The sequence below is a fragment of the Aequorivita iocasae genome (assembly GCF_016757735.1).
Classification (GTDB): Bacteria; Bacteroidota; Bacteroidia; order Flavobacteriales; family Flavobacteriaceae; genus Aequorivita; species Aequorivita iocasae.
In genome coordinates this window covers 2279781-2295634 of sequence record NZ_CP068439.1, presented here as the reverse complement: position 1 = coordinate 2295634, position 15854 = coordinate 2279781, and the positions used below count along the sequence as shown (strand labels likewise).

Annotated in this window: 16 protein-coding genes; 1 reads left to right on the top strand and 15 read right to left on the bottom strand. The window is 39.8% G+C overall.

Annotation, left to right across the window (positions count from 1 at the left end; translation table 11 throughout):
- Positions 1–16: 16 nt before the first annotated feature.
- The 5 genes from JK629_RS10560 to JK629_RS10540 form a co-directional block, all read right to left on the bottom strand.
- On the bottom strand, positions 17–1183 hold the full coding sequence (locus tag JK629_RS10560) for an efflux RND transporter periplasmic adaptor subunit (RefSeq protein ID WP_202335586.1): 1167 nt from the start codon (positions 1181–1183) through the stop codon (positions 17–19).
- A gap of 11 nt (positions 1184–1194) precedes the next feature.
- The gene (locus JK629_RS10555; RefSeq protein ID WP_202335585.1) at positions 1195–5526 is read right to left on the bottom strand and encodes a CusA/CzcA family heavy metal efflux RND transporter; all 4332 of its coding nucleotides are present in this window, start codon (positions 5524–5526) and stop codon (positions 1195–1197) included.
- A gap of 140 nt (positions 5527–5666) precedes the next feature.
- A complete protein-coding gene (locus JK629_RS10550) occupies positions 5667–6065 on the bottom strand; it encodes a hypothetical protein (protein ID WP_202335584.1) in 399 nt (132 codons plus the stop codon).
- Between the two features lie 52 nt (positions 6066–6117).
- Positions 6118–6258, bottom strand: coding sequence for a hypothetical protein (locus JK629_RS10545; protein ID WP_202335583.1), 141 nt, complete (start codon positions 6256–6258; stop codon positions 6118–6120).
- 11 nt (positions 6259–6269) lie between these two features.
- On the bottom strand, positions 6270–6581 hold the full coding sequence (locus JK629_RS10540) for a hypothetical protein (RefSeq protein WP_317193639.1): 312 nt from the start codon (positions 6579–6581) through the stop codon (positions 6270–6272).
- 115 nt (positions 6582–6696) lie between these two features.
- On the opposite strand from JK629_RS10540, the gene upp reads away from it, so the two are divergent.
- Positions 6697–7350: a uracil phosphoribosyltransferase gene (gene upp / locus JK629_RS10535; RefSeq protein WP_202335582.1), complete on the top strand. Its 654-nt coding sequence runs from the start codon at positions 6697–6699 to the stop codon at positions 7348–7350.
- Here the strand turns inward: upp and JK629_RS10530 are convergent, their stop codons facing one another.
- From JK629_RS10530 to JK629_RS10485, 10 genes are all read right to left on the bottom strand, one after another.
- A complete protein-coding gene (locus tag JK629_RS10530) occupies positions 7351–8691 on the bottom strand; it encodes an MBL fold metallo-hydrolase (RefSeq protein WP_202335581.1) in 1341 nt (446 codons plus the stop codon).
- An 80-nt stretch (positions 8692–8771) separates the two neighbouring features.
- Positions 8772–9353 (bottom strand): methyltransferase domain-containing protein, encoded by a 582-nt coding sequence (locus tag JK629_RS10525; protein ID WP_202335580.1) that lies wholly within the window; start codon positions 9351–9353, stop codon positions 8772–8774.
- Between the two features lie 3 nt (positions 9354–9356).
- Positions 9357–10382 carry a c-type heme family protein gene (locus JK629_RS10520; RefSeq protein WP_202335579.1) on the bottom strand — a complete coding sequence of 342 codons (1026 nt, stop codon included), beginning with the start codon at positions 10380–10382 and terminating at the stop codon, positions 9357–9359.
- 112 nt (positions 10383–10494) lie between these two features.
- Positions 10495–11127: a Crp/Fnr family transcriptional regulator gene (locus JK629_RS10515; RefSeq protein WP_202335578.1), complete on the bottom strand. Its 633-nt coding sequence runs from the start codon at positions 11125–11127 to the stop codon at positions 10495–10497.
- Positions 11128–11176: 49 nt separating this feature from the next.
- Entirely contained in the window at positions 11177–12163 is a 987-nt protein-coding gene (locus tag JK629_RS10510) for an MlaD family protein (protein ID WP_202335577.1), read from the bottom strand.
- Between the two features lie 4 nt (positions 12164–12167).
- A complete protein-coding gene (locus JK629_RS10505) occupies positions 12168–12920 on the bottom strand; it encodes an ABC transporter ATP-binding protein (protein WP_202335576.1) in 753 nt (250 codons plus the stop codon).
- Positions 12921–13703, bottom strand: coding sequence for an MlaE family ABC transporter permease (locus JK629_RS10500; protein ID WP_202335575.1), 783 nt, complete (start codon positions 13701–13703; stop codon positions 12921–12923).
- A 234-nt stretch (positions 13704–13937) separates the two neighbouring features.
- Positions 13938–14150 (bottom strand): hypothetical protein, encoded by a 213-nt coding sequence (locus JK629_RS10495; RefSeq protein WP_202335574.1) that lies wholly within the window; start codon positions 14148–14150, stop codon positions 13938–13940.
- Between the two features lie 4 nt (positions 14151–14154).
- Positions 14155–15243 (bottom strand): DUF6544 family protein, encoded by a 1089-nt coding sequence (locus JK629_RS10490; protein WP_202335573.1) that lies wholly within the window; start codon positions 15241–15243, stop codon positions 14155–14157.
- A 25-nt stretch (positions 15244–15268) separates the two neighbouring features.
- Positions 15269–15847, bottom strand: a complete 579-nt coding sequence (locus tag JK629_RS10485; protein ID WP_225626009.1) for an outer membrane beta-barrel protein — start codon at positions 15845–15847, stop codon at positions 15269–15271.
- Between the last annotated feature and the right edge of the window lie 7 nt (positions 15848–15854).

Here is a 15854-nt window from a genome sequence, read left to right as displayed (position 1 = left end):
TGACGCCTGTAGTTTCTTAATGACCATGCCCGCCACCAGCATCTTCCTGTAAGAGCACAAATGCACCTTTGGTTAAAAACTTAGTTTCAGGTTTAAATTTCTCAGATTTCTCAATCGCCGTGAAGCCATTGTAAGTCTCTCCAATTTCTACTTCCACGGGAAGGATTTCCAATTCTTCTGCATTCTCGTTTTCAATCTTTAAAATGTAGTTTTTACCTTCCATTTCCACCACGGCGTTTTCCGGAAGCGCCCATTGGTCTGAGGTGCCTGTAACAATCTGTGCCTCCACAAACATGCCAGCGGTAAAGTTGTGCTCGTCCTTTTCGTCTATGTGCCCGTGCACCATGGCAATTCGCATATTGGGGTCAATGGATGTTCCCACCAAATGCACCTCGCCTTTGAATACTTCTTTGGAGGCTTCGGGAACGGTAAAAAGTATTTCCTGTTCTTTTTTAAGCTGTAGGAGATCCTTTTCAAAAACCTTTAGTTCCAAATGAATATGGTCGGTGTTCATAATTTCCATAATCTTGTCGGCTGGCGAGACGTAGGTGCCCGTATTCACAAATATCTGGGTCACGTTGCCGTCAATGGGGCTGTAGATATTTACTGCTGAAACAATATTGCCAGCCTGAACCGATGCAGGATTTATGTTTAGTATTTCAAGGTTTTTCTTCAAACTGTTATAGCGAGCCAAGTTTGATTTGTACTCGCTTTCGGCCTTTAGAAAGCTTTTCTGGGAAGTAATTTTTTCTTCAAACATTATCTGTTGCCGTTCGTACTCCGATTTTAGATAGGATAGCTGTTCGGCAGTTTCAAGATAATTTTGCTGCATAGTAATAAACTCAGGGTTTTCGAGGGTTACCAACCGTTGCCCTTTAGTAACCTTATTACCCACCAATAATGGGGTGTTTTTGATATATCCTCCCGCAAAGGCACTTATCACCGCCTTATTCTGTGGCGGCACGTCAATCATGCCGCTGGTTTGAACCTTTTGGGCAAAAGGTTTTTCGGAAAGTTGCCCCACCTCCATTTTTGCGTTTTCAAACTGTGCTTTTGAAAGATGGATCATTCCAGAATTGTTTTCTTCCGACGTCATTTCAAGAGGAGATTCTTCTGATTTTGAATTGTTGCAGGCTGCCAGAACCAAAACGGAAAGCAACAAAAGTGATTTTATATAACTCATAACGAATGTTTTTATAATATTAAATAATTGAGGGCGATGACCGCCTGATTGTAATTGTTGAGATTTTCGAGATATTGGAGTTCAATCTCATAAGCGTTTTCAAGGCTTTGTATGTATTGAAAAAAATCTATTTCTCCATTTTTGAAACCGCTATTTGCCGCTTTCAGGATTTCCTCGGAAAGAGTTTTTCCCTCATTTTCATAATATTGAAGGGCTTCCCCATACTTTGAAAGCTCATTGAGCAATTGTGCCTTTCGCGAATTGAGATGTATTTTATAGTCTTCAGCCTGTTGCTGGCTTACATCAGCAGCAATTTTGGAAGCTTTGATTCTTGAAGCATTTCCGCTGAAAAGCAATGGAATTTTAAGCCCAACTTGATAGGCATAGAGATTTTGGCTTAAGCCCGAATTGCTTCCCAAAGAATACGAAAGACTGATATCGGGAAGCAAAAGCTGTTTTTCCAGACTGCGCTTTGCCTCAAAAAAATCGGTCCTGTTATTATAGTAATCTATAGCGGGATGTGCTTCCATAGTAGCCAGCGTAAGTTGTAATTTCTCCAAGGGTTGTCGGGAAATAACCAAACTGTCATTTGATTGAACCGCTGCCTTTAAGCGTTCCAATGCAATCTGCACCTCTTCCCTACTCTGCCTGTAATTGGTTTCCAACTGCCGCTGTTTGGCGCGGGCGGTTATTTTTTCCAAGTAATTGGTTTCCCCCAGTTCAAAACGGCGGTGGGCGGCACGGGCAAAGTTTTGATAGAGACTGTCCAGACTAAAATAAACGCGTTCTTTATTTTTCTCAAACTGAAATTGATAATATGCTGCGGCAACTAAAGCTTCCGTTCTGCGCTTTTGAAGCTCATATTGGCTGCTCTGCATTTCAAACTGCCGCTGGTTTACATTTTTTTCAGCGAAGTAAACCGTGGGAAAAAGAAAGCCTTGCTGCACGCCAAATACTTTGAGCGGTTCATTGTTGGGTGCTAAATTATTTTCGTCATATTCATAAAAAACCGTTGTTTTATCAAAATTGAAAGCATTGCCTATCAAGGCATTTGCTTCCGCTTTCTGAAGTGAAGCAGCTTTCAATCCCGCATTGTTTTCCAAAGCCATTTGCTGTAAATCATTTAAGGTTTTAGGGCTTTGCTGAGCCAGACCCGAAAAACTTAGCAGAAAAATTATTACCGCAACAGGTAGTTTTTTTCTTTTTCTTTTAAATCGGATTGTCTTCTTGTCGGAATCAAAAATGGAATACAGCACCGGCAAAACAATCAAGGTTAAAAGCGTGGCTGTAACCAAACCGCCAATAACTACTGTTGCCAAAGGTCTTTGTACTTCCGCCCCTGCATTGGTAGAAATGGCCATTGGTAAAAAACCAAGTGCGGCTGCGGCAGCTGTAAGCAAAACAGCCCGCAAACGATTTTTTGCACCTAAAATGATGCGTTCTTTTTTATCTGTCATTCCTTCTTTTTTTAATTCCTTAAAATGTTCTATTAAAACAATTCCGTTGAGAACAGCAATTCCAAAAAGAGCGATAAAACCAACGCCTGCCGAGATACTAAAAGGCATATTGCGCAACCAGAGCAACAATACCCCACCAACCGCTGCCAAAGGAATGGCCGAATAGATCATCAAGGCTTCCTTTATGGAATTGAATGCAAAATAAAGCAGGAAGAAAATCAACAACAAGGCTACGGGAACTGCTAACATCAGTCTGGTTTTAGCGCTTTGCAGATTTTCGAATTGCCCCCCATAATCTATGGAATAACCTATGGGAAGTTGTATGTTTTCATCAATCAATTTTTGAACATCGTCCACCACGCTTTGTAGATCACGGCTACGAACGTTTATACCCACAACAATGCGACGTTTGGTATCATCCCGTGATATTTTTGCCGCGCCCTTTGTGTATTTTATATCTGCAAGCTCGCGTAACGGAACTTTTTCACCAGAAGGGGTATCTACATATAGATTTTGAAGGCTTGAAAGGTCGCGACGGTTGTTTTCATCCAAACGGACCACAAGATCAAAACGTTTTTCCCCTTCAAAAATGCTTCCCAAAGATTTGCCGGCAAACCCCATGGCAATCATCTCATTTAAATCTTCAATGTTGAGTCCATAACGTGCAATTTTTGTCCGGTTAAAATTTACATTCATCTCTGGCAGGCCTACCACCTTTTCCACGGTAATATCATCGGCGCCTTCTACGTTTTCAACAAGACTTTTAATTTCGTTTGCTTTCCGATTTAAAACGTTAAGGTCTTCCCCAAAAATCTTGATGGCAATATCTGCACGAACACCTGTAATCAGTTCATTGAAGCGCATTTCTATGGGTTGGGTAAATTCCACCTCCACCCCAGGGATTACTGCCAAGGCATCCTTAAATTTATTGGCAAGTTCATTTTTGCTAGTGGCCGACACCCACTCGTCTTTGGGTTTAAGGGTAACTATTATATCGCTCTCTTCCATAGACATAGGGTCTGTGGGCACTTCGGCGGCTCCAATACGGCTGACTACCTGATCTACTTCGGGGAAGTTTTCAATCAGAATTTCTTCAATCTGCGTTGTAATTGCTATGGTATTTTTGAGGGAAGTACCTGTTTTAAGTACAGGTTGGATTACAAAATCGCCTTCGTCCAAAGTTGGTACAAATTCGCCGCCCATGGTTGTAAAAAGATATACAGTTGCTGCCAAAATAAGTACTGCCATTCCTAAGACTAGCTTTTTAGCACCCAATGCCCAACGAATACTTGGCTCGTAAAAACGGTTCAGGAAAGCCATAATTTGAACTGAAATATTTCTTTTTGAAGTTTCCGTAGGTTTTAAAAATAGAGATGCAGCGACGGGAACGTATGTAAAACAAAGCACCATGGCTCCAATAAGTGCAAAACTGAATGTAAGCGCCATAGGTCTAAACATTTTGCCTTCTACCCCGCTAAGCGAAAGGATTGGGATGAAAACAATTAAAATAATGAGCTGTCCGAAAATGGCGGAATTCATCATTTTCGAAGCACTTTTTACGGTGAGCTTATCTTTTGCCAATTGCTTTTCTTCCGAAGAAAAAGTGTTCAGTTTGGTTGCGTTCTTACTTATCTGAAATGCTACAAATTCAACAATAATTACCGCTCCGTCAATTATTATCCCAAAGTCAATTGCCCCAAGGCTCATCAAATTTGCATCTACGCCCACAAGATACATCAGCGAGAGTGTGAAAAGTAAGGATAGTGGAATCACAGATGCAACGACAAGGCCAGACCTGAGATTTCCTAATAAGAGCACCACTACAAAGATTACAATAAGCACCCCAAGAATGAGATTTTCCGCTATGGTAAAAGTGGTTTTGCCAATGAGAACGCTACGGTCCAAAACGGGGTTGATATAAACCCCTTCTGGCAGCGATTCGGAAATATTAGCAACGCGCTCCTTAACGGCTTTAATTACTTGGTTTGAGTTGCCGTCCTTCAGCATCATTACTTGTCCGAGGATTTTTTCGCCTTCACCGTTTCCGGTAATCGCGCCAAAACGAGGGGCGCTTCCGAATTGCACTTTTGCGATATCCTTCATATAAATAGGGAAGCCATTTTCATTTTTTACCACGATATTCCCTATATCTTGCAAGGAAGCCGCCAAGCCTTCTCCGCGGATGAAATAAGCTTGATTTTCCCTTTCAATATAACCGCCGCCCGAAATACTATTGTTTTTTTCCAATGCTGTGAACACCTCTTGGGCAGTGATATTCATTGCATTTAGCTTGTTTGTATTTATAGCAACCTCATATTGTTTTAAATGTCCGCCCCAAGTGTTCACTTCTACTACCCCAGGAATTCCGGAGAGCTGCCGTTTCACGATCCAATCTTGGATTGTGCGTAATTCTGTGATGGAATAGGTATCCTTAAACTCAGGCTTTACATCGAGAATATATTGGTAGATTTCTCCCAATCCTGTGGTTATAGGCCCCATTTGCGGGGTGCCAAAACCTTCGGGAATATTCTCGGTGGCTGCCTGGATTTTTTCGGCTATGAGTTGGCGTGGCAAATACGTGCCCAGATTTTCCTCAAAAACGATGGTAACCACTGACAGGCCAAATTTTGAAACCGAGCGAATTTCCTTTACTCCTGGTAAATTTGCCATTTCCAGTTCTACGGGATAGGTAATAAATTGCTCCATATCCTGGGTGGAAAGATTGCGCGAAGTTGTAATAACCTGTACTTGATTGTTGGTCACATCGGGTACGGCGCCTATGGATAGCTGTGTGAGCGAATACACCCCAAAGCCTATAAGCAGTAACGTAAAGAGCCCGATGAGCAGTTTGTTTTTTATACTGAATTGAATGATTCTTGTTAACATAACTAAATTATACGTTTGAATTCTTCAACTTAAAATTGTTGAAAAACGAAATAAAAAAATGATTTTGACCGCTGTGAAAACGGGAAATTGTGACCGTAGATGAAATTGGAAATAATTATTTCCGAGAAAGGTCTGTTTAGTTATGCAAACTTAGGTGGCTGAAAAATAGCGAATTTTTCAAGAGAAGAATATAAATTTTGATAGTGGAAGACGTGTGGTTGCAATGCATTTATTTCCACTTTTACAATAGAAATTTCAAAGGGAACTAGCCACACATCGGTTAACGCGTGGTGACAGGAAATATGCTGAAAAGGGAGTTCTTGATGCTCCTGATCATCCTCATTATGATTTTGTTGATGTTCCTTTTTTAGGGAACCGTAATGTTTTTTCACAAAAGTGAAGAAGTCATCTCCATAATTTTCAGAATGGTATTCAGCGTGCTTTACAAAACGTCCAAGCAGCAAAACATCAGCCATACCAAGGCCTACGCTTTGGAAAACGACAAGTAAGGAAAACGATATGGCGAAAATTGTTTTCAATTAGATTCAAAAATATGTATTCTTTTTCATATAATTTATGAGGAGCGTCAGTTTAGTATCCAGCTTTTCGGGTTCCGCCATGAGCTCCAGCCACTATGAGCAATACTTTAATGCTCAAAAAGATAAATTTAAAAAATTGTATGATGGGGTTCATCATCACAAAGCGTTTGAATTTTGATATTATTTTAGTCATGAGTATAAATTTTATTCTGGAATTAAATACCAAAAAGGTTTCATTTTGGCTTGGTAAATAAATGTATAATGCAATGCAAGTTTGAGCCAGTGGCCCGCAAGACCTATTTCACCAAAAGTCTTACCTAACTTTCTTCCCATGGTGTCTGGGTACTTTTTATAATCTGGAACAATTGGGAAAGTGGTTATACTTACCCCACTGCCCTTGGTCATTCCAAAGCCCGCAGAGGCAATACACGCTGCGCCCATATTGCCCATAAAGCCCTTGTGATTTAAGAAGACCATGACCGGAATCATATAGTATGAAATAATTAGAATAGTCAAAAATGATTCTAATTATTAAAAAAATCAGTAACTTTTGTTACACAGCAAATTATATCTATTGAATTTTTCTATTCATCGGTAAGAAATTATAACTTCGTATAAACTCCATTAGATCATGATTGTCCACGACTTCAGCAACGAAAAATCCATTCTCAACCAGTTTATCTTGGAAATGCGTGATGTGTCTATCCAAAAGGATTCCATGCGTTTCCGCAAAAATATTGAGCGCATTGGGGAAATCCTCTGTTATGAGATGAGTAAAACCTTGCAGTATAAAAAGGAAATTGTTAAAACCCCTTTGGGGGAAAAGGAAATGAACGTACCTGAAACGGACTTAGTGGTCTGCTCCATTTTAAGAGCCGCTCTGCCGCTCCACACAGGTGTTATAAGTTTTTTTGACAAGGCTGAAAATGCTTACATTTCAGCATATAGGCACCATCCGGAGGGCGGTTATGATTTTGAAGTTATTGTAAATTATCTGGCATCCCCATCCATTGAAGGTAAAACATTACTGTTAACGGATCCGATGCTTGCCACAGGCAAAACTTTGGAAAACGTGCTTAAAGCTTTTAAAACCCACGGCACACCTAAGCAAATTCACATTCTTTCAATTATCGGCGCCAAGCCCGGAATAGCATATATTAAAGATATTTTTCCAGAAAACACCCACCTTTGGATTGCCGCAGTGGATGAAAAACTAAACAGCCGGGGTTACATTATCCCGGGATTGGGCGATGCTGGCGATTTGGCTTTTGGTGTAAAACTGTGATTATTTAAAATCCTCTACATCATCACTTAAATCAAATACATTCTTTTTATTTAGCGCTTTTTCAAGAATACTGTATCCTGCCGCACTGCGGTATCCGCCAGCACAGTGTACTACGATGGGTTTATCTGTAGGAATTTCTTTTGCTTTTTCACGCAATTGGTTTAATGGAATTGCAATAGCATTTTTAAAAAATTTACCTTCTGCTACTTCACTATCGTTGCGAATATCAACAATTGTATATTTTTCAGTATTCTTTTTAAAATCTTCCAGGTTCAAACTATCCGATTTTTCATGTGCGTCATCGTCAATAGTAATAACTGACAATACATTTGTTTCATACCCAATTTTTGCGGTACGTTCAAGAATTTCTTCTGCGTTTTCAATTGAATCTACTACTATATGAAATTTTTCCTCGGGTTTTACAATGGAACCCAACCAGGTTTCAAATTTTGATGTTTCCGAGACCGCCATTATATTAATACTGCCTGGCAGATGATTCTTTTTAAATACTTCTTCGCCTCTAATATCAACTATAAAATCATTGTTTTTGGGTTCATGTACAGCTATTTTGAAATCAATCTTACCTAGAGCGGAACGCAAGTTTTTTGCACCATTTTTATTAATATCTACGTTGTAACCAAAGTAATGTGGAATAAAGGGTTGGGAATCCAACAGGTTGTTTACAAATTGTTCCTCGGTTTGCTTTTTAAATGCCCAATTGCCAATGCGCTCGTTGCCCAACGTACTTGACGAAGCATCCTCGCTCATTCCCTTTCCGCAGAGAGAGCCTGCGCCGTGGGCGGGATAAACATATGCAGTATCGGGCAAATCGGTAAATTTATTTTGAATGGTATCATACATCATCTTTGCAAGTTCTTCGCGTTTAGCTTTCATATGTCCTGCTTTTTCGCGTAAATCGGGACGGCCAACATCTCCCACAAAGAGCGTGTCGCCCGTAAACAGTGCGGTTTTGTTTTCTTCCGTGGCAACAATGGTCACGCTATCGAGGGAATGACCCGGGGTGTTTATGGCCCTAAAAATGGTATTGCCCATTTTTACCTCATCGCCATCATCAAAAGCATGGTGGGGATAATCGGCCCCCGTTTTCTCACTGCAGTACAATTTTGCACCCGTCTCTTTGTGAATTTGAAGGTGTGAGCTCACAAAATCGGCATGTGGGTGTGTTTCAAAAACGGCAACTATCTTAGCACCATTTTCTTCGGCATATTTATAGTATTGCATTGGGTTTCTTTCAGGATCTACCAGAGCCATTTTGCCATCGCTGATAATGGCGTATGAAAAATGTGAAAGGGGCTCGTATTCAAATTGTTTAATTTTCATAATGCTATATTTTTATTCAATTTAAAAAAGACTATCCAAATACTGTAATCAGAAGCTTAATTCTAACAAAAATTTAAATCTTATCTCCTTTTAAGTCTGAAAAATAGCTCATTTCCCGCCCGAGGAGCAACAGAATTATACGCAATCTCCATTTTTTCAATCTTGAATTTTTTTGAAAAAAGCTTTTTATATTCCACTTTATTTCCACCAAAAGGCGGTTTGTCGTCATTTAAAGGAATATTGAAAAGAAGCCCCACCAATCTCCCTTCCGGTTTAAGTAGTTGATGCATCTTATTAGCATAAGCTTCGCGAAGTGAGGGGGCTAATGCACAAAAAAAGGTCTGTTCCAAAATAAGATCGAAGGAATCCTCGAGTTCAAAAAAGTCTGCATGCAAAAGATTTTCCTTCGGAAATGATGGCACGCGCTTGGCTAAATTCATTAACGGAATAGAAGAAATATCAACCACAAAAACATTCTTAAATCCCTTTTTGAAAAGATATTCCGCTTCATAGGAATTGCCGCCGCCGGGGATCAAAATCTTTAAATTTTTATCTGAAAGTTGGTTGATGTATTCCTTTATTGGCGTAGAAACGTAGCCAATATCCCAGCCTGTTTCACCACTTAGGTATTTGTGGTTCCAAAAAGTTTCGTAAAAATTCATGTGCTAGTTTTCAAATCGAAAGCTCCAAATGCCACGTACTTCATTTTCGCCGTAACCGGTAGCTTTATCCGTTGGGTATAATTCCTCAATTTTGGACAAAGTGAGCGTTTCAAGTTCCTTACCAGGAGTGCCGTGGCATTTCAAACACATGGAATTGGTAATGATTGGGTAATAAAATTCTGTGTTCTTGCCCATTTCCACAATAATGGGATTTAATTCGCCGCCCGCAGCTACTTGCTTTTTGAAGTTTTCAAGATATTGTAGCTCTGCTGCATTGGCTTTGTTTTGTGGGTTTCTCGGTTTATCCGTAACGCGCTTAATATATGCTTTATGGACGGTAGCCATACTGTCCGTTATGTGCAGAGCTTGGACATTACAAAAGTCTAGGGCTGCAATTACCCCGTTTTGTTGGATTTGGCCCATCAGGTTTTTACCCAATTCGGCTTTAGTGGTTTGGGCTATTTGCATGCCGCGCTCCTTTACAGAAGGTTGAGCATTTGTATTTTGGTTTTTACCCATCCCTTTACCATTGCCCATTCCGCGACGCATTTTACCTTTCATTTGGGGTCGATTGCCGTGCATTTGCTTGTAGTGGGCGTCAAACCATTCGGGCTCTTCTATATGGTTATCAAACATATAATCTGCAATTTGCACAATAGTTTCCTCTGGGTAGAATTGATAGGGCATCAAACCAAATTTCTTGACAGCGCCCGGCATTTTTGATTTTTCTTCGGAAGGATTCTTGGCCCACGCCACCATTGCCTCAATAAATTCTTCTTTTGAAGTTTCATCAGTTATATAGTGCATCTTCACGGCTATCATTGGTGGGGCTATCATTGCTTCTTCAGCGGTTTTTGGATTGTGGCAGGCATAACAATTGTTTTCCATAAGCTTCTTGCCGGGATGCTCTTGATTTATTTCGGTTGCGGTGTTCTCAATATTTTCAGCAATCGCCAAATATTCCTTGCGAGGATTGGTATTGCAGGCACTTAATAAGCTGATCAAAAATAATGTGGCTAAAAGTTTCATATTTTGAGTATAAAGTTGTGGACACTTCAAAAATAAAGGGAAAACACACTATTGACAGTAACAAAAGTTACATTCCAAACCCATTCGAGGATAGCGCGCTAAATTTGAAATTTTAAAGCGAAACTATTTTAATACTATTTCTGTAAAGTTCAATTTTTCCCATAGATTCCAGTTTTTTCAACAAGCGCGAAACCACTACGCGGGAGGTGTGAAGCTCATAGGCAATTTCCTGATGTGTGGAATTAATCAAGGGGTCATTGGTGACTTTTTTTTTGTTCTGAAGGTATTTCACTAAGCGCTCATCCATTTTTAAAAACGCAATGCTATCAATGGTCTCAAGCATTTCAGTAAGGCGTTCGTGATAACTTTGGAAAACAAAATTGCGCCAACTTTTATATTTCCCTGTCCATTCCTCCATTTTTTGGATGGGAATCATAATCAAGGTTGTGTCAAGTTCTGCAATAGCACGAATTTCACTTTTTGTCTGCCCAAGACAGCAAGTTAAGGTCATGGCACAGGTATCGCCCCGTTCCAAAAAATATAGCAACAGTTCATCGCCGTTATCATCTTCCCTTAAAATTTTTATCGCTCCAGAAATAAGCAAGGGCATGGAGCGAACGTAATCGCCAATCTCTATTAATTTTTCACCTTCTTTTACCTCTTTGAATGTACCAACCTCATTTATTTCAGCAATAAGGGCCTCTTCAAAAATATTGTTGAAATTTTCTTTTAAATCCGTGAGCATGGAAGAATTTTTTGGTTGGTTTCTAAAGAACTAAAATACCAAATATAAATCAGTTTTCCTTACCTTCCTTCTTTTCCTGTCGCTCCAATTTTCTGAAATATCCGCGTAAAAGAAAATTGTGTTTTAGAGCTTCCATATTTTCATTCAATTTCTCGGCAGCTTCTTTTATGTTGATCATTGTAGAATCAATATTTTTTACCAAAACCGCATTTTGGGTAATATAATTCAAGGTGCCATTTCCCGTTTTAATTTCGGTGATGTAATCATCCAGATTTTTGGTTATTTCATTAATATCGTCACTGGATTTTTCAAGCTTAGCAAAAACACTTTTTATTTGATTTGCTGCAACGGTATCACTCAAAAGTACCGCCGCGGCGCTTTCATCATAATTAACTTTTGAAATAATTTTATTGATTTGTGAAATTGTAGCCGAAGTTCCCGCAGTGGTTTTTTTTAGCTCTACCACCGTCTGTCTTAAGTCCTGTGCCAATAAAGTATCTGTAACCAAGGCGCCCAAGGTACCTTTGCCTTCTAGAATTTTATTGGTTATTTTCAACAAATCTGCTGTCAACAAAGCGGCATTTTCATTAGTAGTATTTAGTGTTGAAAGCATATCATCAGCGCCAATTTTACTGAATGATTGAATGGTATCGCCCGCAATAACAGGTTGTGTATTTTGAGCTTTTCCAGGAATAATATTCACAACCATACTTCCTACCAACCCATCTGACCCAATGGAGGCGATGGCGTCCTTTTTTATAAATCTTGAGGTCTTGGCCTCCACCTTCATTTGAACGGTGATGGTTCCTTCCTCAATCATTTCAATCTTGCTCACCGTGCCCACGTTTATTCCGGAATAGCGCACATTGTTGCCCAAGGTTAGCCCATTTACATTATCGAAAGTTGCATAGAGTTCAATATTTTTACTGAACAGGTGCTGTTGGTTACCTATAAAGTAAAGCGCGGCAACGAGCAGAATTGTACCTACGACGACAAATACGCCGACCCGTACTTTTTGTGAAGTTGATTTTCCCATAACATTAGTTTTTAAAGAATGCTTGAATTTGCGGATCTTTTGAATTTGAAAGTTCCGCAAATGTTCCTTCGGCATAATTGATTCCATCCACCAACAAAATCATCCGGTTCGATATTACCCGCGCACAGTCCACATCGTGGGTAATTATAAGCGAAGAGGTATGATATTTTAGTTGAATGGTCCGCATTAGCTGTATAATTTCCTTGGCCGTAATTGGGTCCAAGCCTGTTGTTGGCTCGTCATACATAATAATTTGGGGCTTTAGGATGAGCGCTCTGGCCAAGGCCACCCGCCGCTGCATTCCGCCGGAAAGTTCGGAGGGCATTAAATCTATGGCATTTGCCAGGCCCACATTTTCCAGTGCTTCCTTTACCAGGGTTTCGGTGTCCTGAAAATTTTGTATTTTATCCTTATGGCGCCGCAGCGGAAATTCCAAATTTTCCCGAACGGTCATGCTATCGTACAATGCGCTGCCCTGGAACAGAAAGCCTATTTCGGTACGAAGCACATCCAGCTCCTTTTGCCCCATTGCGGTAATATCCTGATCCTTTATTTTAATACTTCCGCTATCTGGCTGAAGAAGACCGACCAAGCATTTTACCATTACCGATTTTCCCGAACCCGATTTCCCCATCACCACTAAGTTTTCACCTTCATAAAGTTTGAGGTTAAAACCCTTCAATACGTGATTGTCCCCAAAACTTTTATGGAGGTCTCTTAATTCCAAAACGGGTTTTATGTTTTTCGCAGAATCCATTTATACTTCAATAAATATGTCGGTAACAAAAACGGCAATAAAATCTATTACAAACAGCAGCATAGAGGTATATACAACGGCCGCATTTGATGCCTCCCCCACCCCTACGGTTCCCGTGGAACAGTTATAACCTTTATAACAGCCCACGAGGCCTATGGCAAAACCAAAGAAGAAGGATTTTATGGTGGCGGGAATTATATCGCTAAAGCTGAGAGCATTAAAAACCTGATTAAAATACAGCATATATGAAACCTCACCTTTTAAATTTTCAACTATGGCCGAGCCAAAAAGGGCAACTGCATCGCCCATAATAATTAGCAAGGGTAACATTAAGGTTGTGGCCGCAATACGGGTAACCACTAGGTATTTAAATGGGTTTGTGCCTGAAACTTCCATAGCGTCTATTTGTTCTGTAACGCGCATAGAACCAAGTTCTGCCCCTATACCCGAGCCGATGCGGCCCGCACAGATTAGGGCGATTATTACGGGTCCTATTTCACGCACGATGGAAATACTGACCATTGAAGGCATCCACGATTGGGCACCAAATTGCATTAAGGTTGGCCGTGATTGCAGGGTAAAAACCAGGCCCAGAATAAATCCGGTAACTCCCACCAAAAAAAAGGAACGGTTGCCCATGTTATAGCATTGGCGCAGAAGTTCCTTAAATTCAAAAGGAGATGTGAATGCTTCCCGAAAAAATCTTGCCGCAAAAAAGGCCATATCGCCTATTTCAGCAAAGAAGGACTTGGTACGGATTAATATGGGATTAGCTATATTCATTCTCAAACACGGAAAACCCAAATATACCACAGGCCCATACCCTAAAAAATGACATAAATCATTAACCTACTGACGATGAGATTAAAGCCTTCGGGGGTTTCAACCCGAAACCAAGCGATAAATCACGATAATAACTGCAATGCCAAATATTGCAGAGTAAATAAGCTTGTTGTATTTGGCCAACCAATTGGGAAGAAAAATATCGAAATTGTCCCTCGTAGAATCGGAATATTTTCAGGCCAGAACCGTGAGCGGGCAAAACATTTTTAAGGCCAGCAAAACCAATGCTTCAATAATAACCAGACCGATGCAAATCCACACCCAAATATCAATTTTATCTGTGATGGCGGCATATAAAAGATAGAAAATCACCGCATTGAAAAAAAGCCAAATAGCCGTATGTACGATTTTTATAAAGAGAAGTTTTCTATTATTTGAAGTCGACATTTCCTCAATTTAATTTTTTCAAATTATACTGAACATCCTGTAAATAAAACTTTCCGTAAACAAAATCGCCATCGGGAAAATGATAAACGGCATCCGCCACAACAGGTAAATTATAACCATTGATTTTGCCATATATATGTACCGGTGTGGAAAAAGGAATGGTCTGTTTTGAATTTACATCCATTCTATCGTCCGAAACAAAATTTATTAATTGCCCTTTTGCGTTGAAATACAATATTGCCGAAATGGGAGCTCCAATATTGGAATAAGTTGCTTTTACCGTATGTGCATCAATGGTTTCCCATTCAATTTTAGCATCAATCAAGGCTGCTGGCGCAAATAGGCACATATCGTTAAAAAAGGTTACGGTTTCGGTTTTGTACATTTCGGGGTCGTTAATATTTACTACCGGAAAAATGGAAAGCAATTTTATATCCATAGAAGCCTTTCTATCTTTATATCGATGATAGCCTTGGGTGGGCAAGCCTTTGAAATTGGCCTTCATAAAAAACAAGCGCGTGGGGTCTTCAAAATAATTATACTGTTCCGAAGTGAACGCAAACCAATCCTTTCCCTTTTCGCGCATTTCCCCTTTAAAAATAGCTTTCGCATTACTGATTTTTGCCTTGCCGATAACATCTACATACTTCAAATAATTTTGAACCGGAATGGGAAGCTGGGCAATATCATTTTCAGAAATTATTTCTTCGGAAATGCCAACCTTTTCAAAGGATTGGAAAACATCTTTTTTAAATTTTCTTTCAAAATTCCAGCCAGCTATTGCCAATAGAGCTACAATAATAATGATCAAATTGGCGAAAGTGCCAAATTTGGCGTCCTGCCAATTCACAAAAATCAAAACCTGAGATACTACTACAGCGGCTATGGCCACCCAAAACCAAAAGTTACTTTTCATGAGAAATAAAACTCCCGCAACTGCAAAAGCTAAAAAAACCGTGAGCCATAAAAGACCTTCCGGTTTTGAAAATTTTTGTGAAAGCTGCGGAATTTCAGCAAAACCAAATGCTTTGAAGAAGCCCATCAAGTGAATAAGCCCATGAAGCAACAGAAAAATGGCAAATGCAATTTTCATTTAAAATACTTTTCGTGATTTCAGTCTAAAATTCCCAAACTAAGCCGATTCCAAATGAGATATAATTCAGTTTTAATTCCGAAGAAATATTTTCAATAGTTACATCTCTAGAAAGTGAACGGTAGCGTAGCATTGGGCGCAGCGCGAGATTTGCAGCAAATTCATAATCTACTCCAGCGGCCACTTGCCATCCAAATCCGTGTCCAGTATCAGCGTTAAAAGTGCTACTGTTATTTTCTATTTCTATGTGATTATAAATCGCTCCAGCACGTGCTAAGTAAGAAAATGAGGAAGTGCCTATGGGATGTATCATCTGAAAACCGAAGGTATATCCTGTTTCCTTGAGGGTAACATCTTCCTTTAGCAAATTATCTTCACCTTTAAACTCGTTTAAGCCCCAACCTACATAAGCAACCAAATAAGGCAAGATTTTATATGCACCTGTAAGTTCGAAACCAAAACCTACCTTGGCATCGGTATTACCCACATCACTCGTAGGAAAATTGAGGCCTGGTCTAAATTCCACTGACCATTTTTCTTGCGCTTTCAAGTTAAAAGCGAATAACAAAATTGTCATTGAAACCAAAAAATTGAACTTTTTCATATCAGTA

Excerpts from the sequence above, each read along its gene's own strand:
- JK629_RS10560 (WP_202335586.1), bottom strand. The coding sequence starts at position 1,183 with ATGAGTTATATAAAATCACTTTTGTTGCTTTCCGTTTTGGTTCTGGCA.
- JK629_RS10555 (WP_202335585.1), bottom strand. The coding sequence starts at position 5,526 with ATGTTAACAAGAATCATTCAATTCAGTATAAAAAACAAACTGCTCATC.
- JK629_RS10545 (WP_202335583.1), bottom strand. The coding sequence starts at position 6,258 with ATGACTAAAATAATATCAAAATTCAAACGCTTTGTGATGATGAACCCC.
- upp (WP_202335582.1), top strand. The coding sequence starts at position 6,697 with ATGATTGTCCACGACTTCAGCAACGAAAAATCCATTCTCAACCAGTTT.
- JK629_RS10530 (WP_202335581.1), bottom strand. The coding sequence starts at position 8,691 with ATGAAAATTAAACAATTTGAATACGAGCCCCTTTCACATTTTTCATAC.
- JK629_RS10525 (WP_202335580.1), bottom strand. The coding sequence starts at position 9,353 with ATGAATTTTTACGAAACTTTTTGGAACCACAAATACCTAAGTGGTGAA.
- JK629_RS10520 (WP_202335579.1), bottom strand. The coding sequence starts at position 10,382 with ATGAAACTTTTAGCCACATTATTTTTGATCAGCTTATTAAGTGCCTGC.
- JK629_RS10515 (WP_202335578.1), bottom strand. The coding sequence starts at position 11,127 with ATGCTCACGGATTTAAAAGAAAATTTCAACAATATTTTTGAAGAGGCC.
- JK629_RS10510 (WP_202335577.1), bottom strand. The coding sequence starts at position 12,163 with ATGGGAAAATCAACTTCACAAAAAGTACGGGTCGGCGTATTTGTCGTC.
- JK629_RS10505 (WP_202335576.1), bottom strand. The coding sequence starts at position 12,920 with ATGGATTCTGCGAAAAACATAAAACCCGTTTTGGAATTAAGAGACCTC.
- JK629_RS10500 (WP_202335575.1), bottom strand. The coding sequence starts at position 13,703 with ATGAATATAGCTAATCCCATATTAATCCGTACCAAGTCCTTCTTTGCT.
- JK629_RS10495 (WP_202335574.1), bottom strand. The coding sequence starts at position 14,150 with ATGTCGACTTCAAATAATAGAAAACTTCTCTTTATAAAAATCGTACAT.
- JK629_RS10490 (WP_202335573.1), bottom strand. The coding sequence starts at position 15,243 with ATGAAAATTGCATTTGCCATTTTTCTGTTGCTTCATGGGCTTATTCAC.
- JK629_RS10485 (WP_225626009.1), bottom strand. The coding sequence starts at position 15,847 with ATGAAAAAGTTCAATTTTTTGGTTTCAATGACAATTTTGTTATTCGCT.